Origin of the sequence: Kitasatospora sp. NPDC058218 (genome assembly GCF_042882445.1) — a bacterium.
Taxonomy (GTDB): Bacteria; Actinomycetota; Actinomycetes; order Streptomycetales; family Streptomycetaceae; genus Kitasatospora.
This window is the reverse complement of sequence record NZ_JBHVWC010000145.1, coordinates 1-4,889: the sequence shown is the minus strand read 5'-3', so window position 1 is coordinate 4,889 and position 4,889 is coordinate 1. Positions and strand designations below refer to the sequence as shown.

7 protein-coding genes and 1 pseudogene are annotated in these 4,889 nt (G+C 68.6%); 6 read left to right on the top strand and 2 right to left on the bottom strand.

All coding sequences use genetic code 11. The features are described from left to right. Window positions 1-81: pseudogene (locus ACFVYI_RS42210) on the top strand (transposase); the annotation flags it as partial. Window positions 82-135: 54 nt separating this feature from the next. After that, window positions 136-375, top strand: coding sequence for an ATP-binding protein (locus ACFVYI_RS42205; RefSeq protein WP_387895408.1), 240 nt, complete (start codon window positions 136-138; stop codon window positions 373-375). Window positions 376-568: 193 nt separating this feature from the next. On the opposite strand, the gene ACFVYI_RS42200 is transcribed toward ACFVYI_RS42205, so the two are convergent. Both ACFVYI_RS42200 and ACFVYI_RS42195 read right to left on the bottom strand, forming a co-directional pair. Continuing rightward, on the bottom strand, window positions 569-1,096 hold the full coding sequence (locus tag ACFVYI_RS42200; RefSeq protein WP_387895405.1) for a hypothetical protein: 528 nt from the start codon (window positions 1,094-1,096) through the stop codon (window positions 569-571). A 47-nt stretch (window positions 1,097-1,143) separates the two neighbouring features. Beyond that, the gene (locus tag ACFVYI_RS42195; protein WP_387895403.1) at window positions 1,144-1,344 is read right to left on the bottom strand and encodes a hypothetical protein; all 201 of its coding nucleotides are present in this window, start codon (window positions 1,342-1,344) and stop codon (window positions 1,144-1,146) included. Window positions 1,345-2,288: 944 nt separating this feature from the next. Here ACFVYI_RS42195 and ACFVYI_RS42190 point away from each other — a divergent pair. From ACFVYI_RS42190 to ACFVYI_RS42175, 4 genes are all read left to right on the top strand, one after another. After that, window positions 2,289-2,846, top strand: coding sequence for an NUDIX hydrolase (locus ACFVYI_RS42190; protein ID WP_387895400.1), 558 nt, complete (start codon window positions 2,289-2,291; stop codon window positions 2,844-2,846). Window positions 2,847-3,016: 170 nt separating this feature from the next. After that, a complete protein-coding gene (locus tag ACFVYI_RS42185; RefSeq protein WP_387895397.1) occupies window positions 3,017-3,148 on the top strand; it encodes a hypothetical protein in 132 nt (43 codons plus the stop codon). Window positions 3,149-3,377: 229 nt separating this feature from the next. Continuing rightward, window positions 3,378-3,947, top strand: coding sequence for a hypothetical protein (locus ACFVYI_RS42180; RefSeq protein ID WP_387895395.1), 570 nt, complete (start codon window positions 3,378-3,380; stop codon window positions 3,945-3,947). A 287-nt stretch (window positions 3,948-4,234) separates the two neighbouring features. Next, window positions 4,235-4,741 (top strand): GNAT family N-acetyltransferase, encoded by a 507-nt coding sequence (locus ACFVYI_RS42175; RefSeq protein WP_387895392.1) that lies wholly within the window; start codon window positions 4,235-4,237, stop codon window positions 4,739-4,741. Window positions 4,742-4,889: the final 148 nt, after the last annotated feature.

The window sequence follows — 4,889 nt, the reverse complement described above, 5'->3', positions numbered from 1 at the left end:
CGCCGCTACATCATCTGGCGGAACAAGCACGCCGCCGACGAACGGCTACGCGAGGTCGTCGCCAGGGCCAACGTTGCCTGATGCGGCACTAGCCGTGACCAGCGAAAGCGCACAGCTGCGACTCACCACCGAACGGTGAACTCTGAGGGGCGCTTCCCCGCGATCAAAACGATCGAGGCGCTGGACGTCACCCATCTGCGCGGCCTGACGCGCCAACAACTCTCCCGCCTGGGAACACTGGACTTCATCGCGGGCAAGGAGAACGTCGTGTTCCTCGGCCCGCCCGGGACCGGCATGGCCCACCTCGCCACCGGGCTCGCGGTCCGGGCCTGCCAGGCCGGACACCGCATCGCGTTCACCACAGCCGCCCAATAGGTCGGCCGGCTCGCCGCCGCCCACCACAGCGGCCGGCTCCAGGACGAACTGGTCAAGCTCGGCCGATACCCGCTACCCGCTGATCGTGATCGACCTATGCCGAGACCGCGGCTATGCCGAGAAGGTTGTCAGCAAGCCTGCTCGTGGGCTGTGCGGCGGCTGTTCTGCTCGGCATAGTCGATGGCGGGAGGATCTATCCTGCCCAGGGATTCGGGCCCTGCTTGAGGACGACGAGCCCGCAGGGCTGGTCGGCGGGCCAGAGGTCGATTCGATAGAGGAAGTGATCGCCGGGTCCGCCGTTGGTGTCGGCGGCCGGTGGGTCAGACGGGATGTACGAGATCCGGGCTCGCAACAGCCCAGCGGGAACGGTCGTGCTCGGTCCGTCCTCCGGGTGGACTCCCGGGCTGGACAGGGCGAGTCTGCCGGTCGGGGCGGCCAGGTCCACCTCCACGATGTGTTCAGCCGCCGACTCGATCATTGGCACGGACGTGTGGATGGTGATCAGCGATTCGACCATGTCATCCCGCGCGGTGCCGACGGAGATCGAGTGCGGTTCCACCCCGATGCGGTGAACGTGTACCGCCTCGTCGGTCCAGCCAGCCGGCGGCAGGTCCGGGTCCGTCGCGTGCTCGGCCATCCACGCGTCGTAGGGCTCAAGGCATTGGACATAGAACTGCCCGTGATCGGCATCGATCAGGAACTTCAACGAATCATCAGCCACCGCCGCAGGTTATCGAGGCGGACTGTCACCCCCGCTCCGCTCACGACTCACAGGCGGTCGAGGAACGCGAGGACCTTGTCGGTGGACTGGTAGCGGCCGGGGCGGGCGGTGACCGGTGCAGTCAGGGAGAGCGCCGTCTCCTTGATGGTCATGTCAGCTTGGACGTGGGCGTCGGTGGAGCGGACGCCAGCGTGTCCGAGCCAGAGCGCGATCACCGTGGTGTCGACACCGGCCTGGAGCAGGGACATCGCGCAACGCCTGCTCGTGTCCGCAGAGCTCGTGTGCGCATGAACGGTGTGGTGATTGAGCAGGTCATTTCCCGACGCCGTGTTCGCGACGTCGGAACCTGCGCGTGTTGCATTCCCACGGATCTTCTGTGATGCAGCTCACCCGGTTGCGGGTCAACCGACAGGCGTGAATCCCTCGGATTGGTCGAGCTGGAAGGGCGGCCCGGGCTTCTCCGGTGTCCAGCCCCCGGCTCGGGCCGTCCGGATTGCTGTAGCCACCTCTGCTGGCAGGACGGCGCGTGCAGGGACGCCGAGCCAGTTGCTTGGGTGGGGCCGGTTCGTGGTGACCACCAGCGTGGTGCCTGGTGTCTCGTCCTGTTCGCCGCGTAGGCCAACGGCCGCCAGGCCAGGCCGCGCGCGTAGGTCGCCCGCCTGCGGACCGTCCATCGGTAGGTGACGCCGTCGACGCTGATGCTCCGCGAACCCCTTCTGACGAGTGCCATGGCCTCCTCCTTCTCCTGGTGGGACAGTAACCGAGGAGGCACACTTCCATCTCGGCGCTGTCGCCGCCGGCGAGGGAGAGGCCGACGACCTGACTGCCTGGCTCCTGACCATGCAGTCCATCGTCGAATAGACCGCAGGCCGCCGTGACACCGCCGCCGACCTTCTCCAGCAGGCTGTGGGCCATGCCGAGGCGGCCGCACCGCGGCGCCGAGCGTGGGTCGCTGCCAATCTCGCCCGGGCTCTCGCAGCAGGTGGCGGCCGCGAGGCGGCGCTGACCGCGCTCGATCAGGCCGCCCATCATCTCGACCTCGCCGGCGCCACTGTCGTCCAGCCCCTCCTCCTCCGAGCCCGCGCCCTCCAGCAGTCCCTGACTCCCCGGGCCACCGAGAGGCCCGTACGAGAGCCGACCGCACGCGTGAGAGAGTCGGGATACCAGCTCGCACGCGCATGAGGAGGGCCCGGTGGCGGACTCGGAGTGGCAGGTCTACGGCCAGCGGCAGGTCTACGGATCGCCATGGGTGGAACTGTGGCTCGCCGACGTCGAGGTGCCCGGTGTCGGTCGACTCGACCACCACGTCGTCCGCATGCCCCGAGCCTCCACCACCGCCGTCGTCACGGACGACCAGGGGCGGTTCCTGCTGATCTACCGCCACCGGTTCATCACCGGCCGCTGGGGTTGGGAGGTCCCCGCAGGCTGGGCCGACCCCGGCGAGGCGCCGGCCGCAGCCATCGCCCGCGAGGTTGAAGAGGAGACCGGCTGGCGTCCCGGACAGGTCGAGCTGATGACCGAGTACGACGCCATGGCCGGCATCTCGGACGCCCATTTCCGCTCGTACCACGTCACCGGCTGCACGCGGATCGGCGAGCCGACCGACATCTCCGAGGCGACCCGGGTGGAGTGGGTGTCCGAGGCCGCGGTGATCAAGCTGCTCGTCGGCGGCGAGGTCCCGGACGGGCCGTCGCATGCCGCGCTCTCCTACTACCTTGGCCCGCACCGGCTCTCGCATACCGTCCACTGAGCTGCCCCATCGGCAGCCTGGCCTACGATGGCGGCATGCCCAAGTCGCTGCCCCTCCCGGCTGAGCTGCTGCCGCTGCACATTGCCGTGGTGCTGGCCGACCGCGGGATGACCGAGGCTCGCGAGTAGGGTGGCGACGTTGACGCCGCGCGGGACACGTACGTCCAAGCGGTGCTCGCCCTGCGCGCGCACCCCATCTGGGAGCAGGCCCGCACCGCCGCCGCCGAGCCCTGCTACATGCAGACCTGGCAGGCGTCGCTCGACGTGGCAAAGACGGCGCTCGCGGAGCAGGCCGCAGCGTAGGCCACGGCCGACTCGGGTACGTCATGCCGCTGGGCAGGGTGTCCCTCGTGCGAGGGCTGGCCGTTCTGGGCCTCGACCTTAGGGCGATTCCGCATGCGTGGAGGGCCCTCAGCGTAGCAAGGTGGGGAGCCCGCGCTTCCTCTTTGGTCACAGCTCCGTCACATCGTGCGCATGCTGTCGGCCCCGCCGATACGGTCCCCTCACCACGCCAGCCAGACCAGGGGACCCCATGCGCCGCACCGCCCTCACCCTCGCCGCCGCCACCCTTCTCGCAGCGACCGCCGCCTGCTCCAGCAGCAGCGACAAGCCCGCCACCGCCGCGCCGCCGGCCACCACCGCGGCCGCAGGTACCCAGCCCGCTACCACCCCGGCGGCAGCGCCTACCACCGAAGCCCCGAAGCTGGCCGCCGCCCTTGACGCCTCGACCGCGCTGGCCAAGCTCACCACCGCCATCCCCAGCATCAAGATCGTCAAGGCCTACACCGCCGAAGACGACCCGAATCACCTCCTCGGGCGCCCCAGCCAGTACACGTCGAAGACCGCGTTCTCCGACTCGCGCATCAAGGCCGTCGACGTCGACGGCCAGGACGCCGACGCCATCATCCGCGGCGGCAGCATCGAGGTCTTCGCCACCGAAGCCGACGCAGCCGCCCGAGCCGGCTACCTCGCGGGCATCATCAAGGCCCTGCCGCTCGCCCTGGAGTACGACTACGTGGTGCGCGGAACCGTCCTGATCCGGGCGTCCCATCTGCTGACGCCCGACCAGGCGAAGGCGCTGGAGGCCGCGCTCAAGGGCTGACACCGGTCCTCCCCGCAGGTGAGGGGGTCAGCCGGAGTCCACGTTCGGCACCGCGGTCGCCGCGGCGTCCTCCCCGCAGACGCGGGGAGCAGCAGATCTCGTCGAGCTTCTCGGCGTCGCCGTCGGGACCATCTCCGTGGACGCGGGGAGCAGTCCACGACCTGCCGCTGACCGTTTAGGGCGGTGTTTCTTGGGCTCTGGTCCACTTCTTGTGGTGCGTGCAACGCTGGGTGACGTTGCATTGACTACCCGGGGCTCGGTTGGCGGCGAGATTTATGCTCGGACGCATGATCGAGACCGAACGACTGCTTCTACGACCTCTGCATGTGTCTGACGTTGATTTCTTCGTCGAGCTCCATGACGACCCGCAGGTCAACCGCTTCGTCGGGTCTTTCTCGCGTCAACAAGCGCTGGAACGCCTCACTGCGATCGAGCGGCAGTGGGCTGAGCGAGGCCATGGCCTGTGCGCGATCGAGGTGAAGTCGAGCGGGGAGCTCATCGGTCGAAGCGGTCTGCAGTACTGGGAGCAGTTCAACGAGGTGGAGCTGGGGTGGACCCTTCGAGCGGATCACTGGGGGTACGGGTATGCGACCGAGGCTGCTCAAGCGTGTCTGAACTGGGGGTTTGCCACGCTTGACGACGACTACTTCACGGCTCTCATGCGGCCGGGCAACGAGGCGTCAGTGAGGGTGGCCGAGCGCCTGGGGTTCGCGCCGCGTCGAGAGGACCGTCTGCAGGGCAGCCCAGTGACGGTGTATGCCGTGGACCGTCCGGTCAACCTGCCCGCTTGCTGATGTTCCGCAACTCGGCAGGGGCTGGCCCGGCCGGCCAGTGACCAGGTCGTGGGCTAGTACTGCAACGGTGCTTACCGTGACTGCTGTTGGGTTTGCTCGTTGGGCTGTTCATGGGTGGGGACATATCTGAGGTCGATGCTCGTCGCTG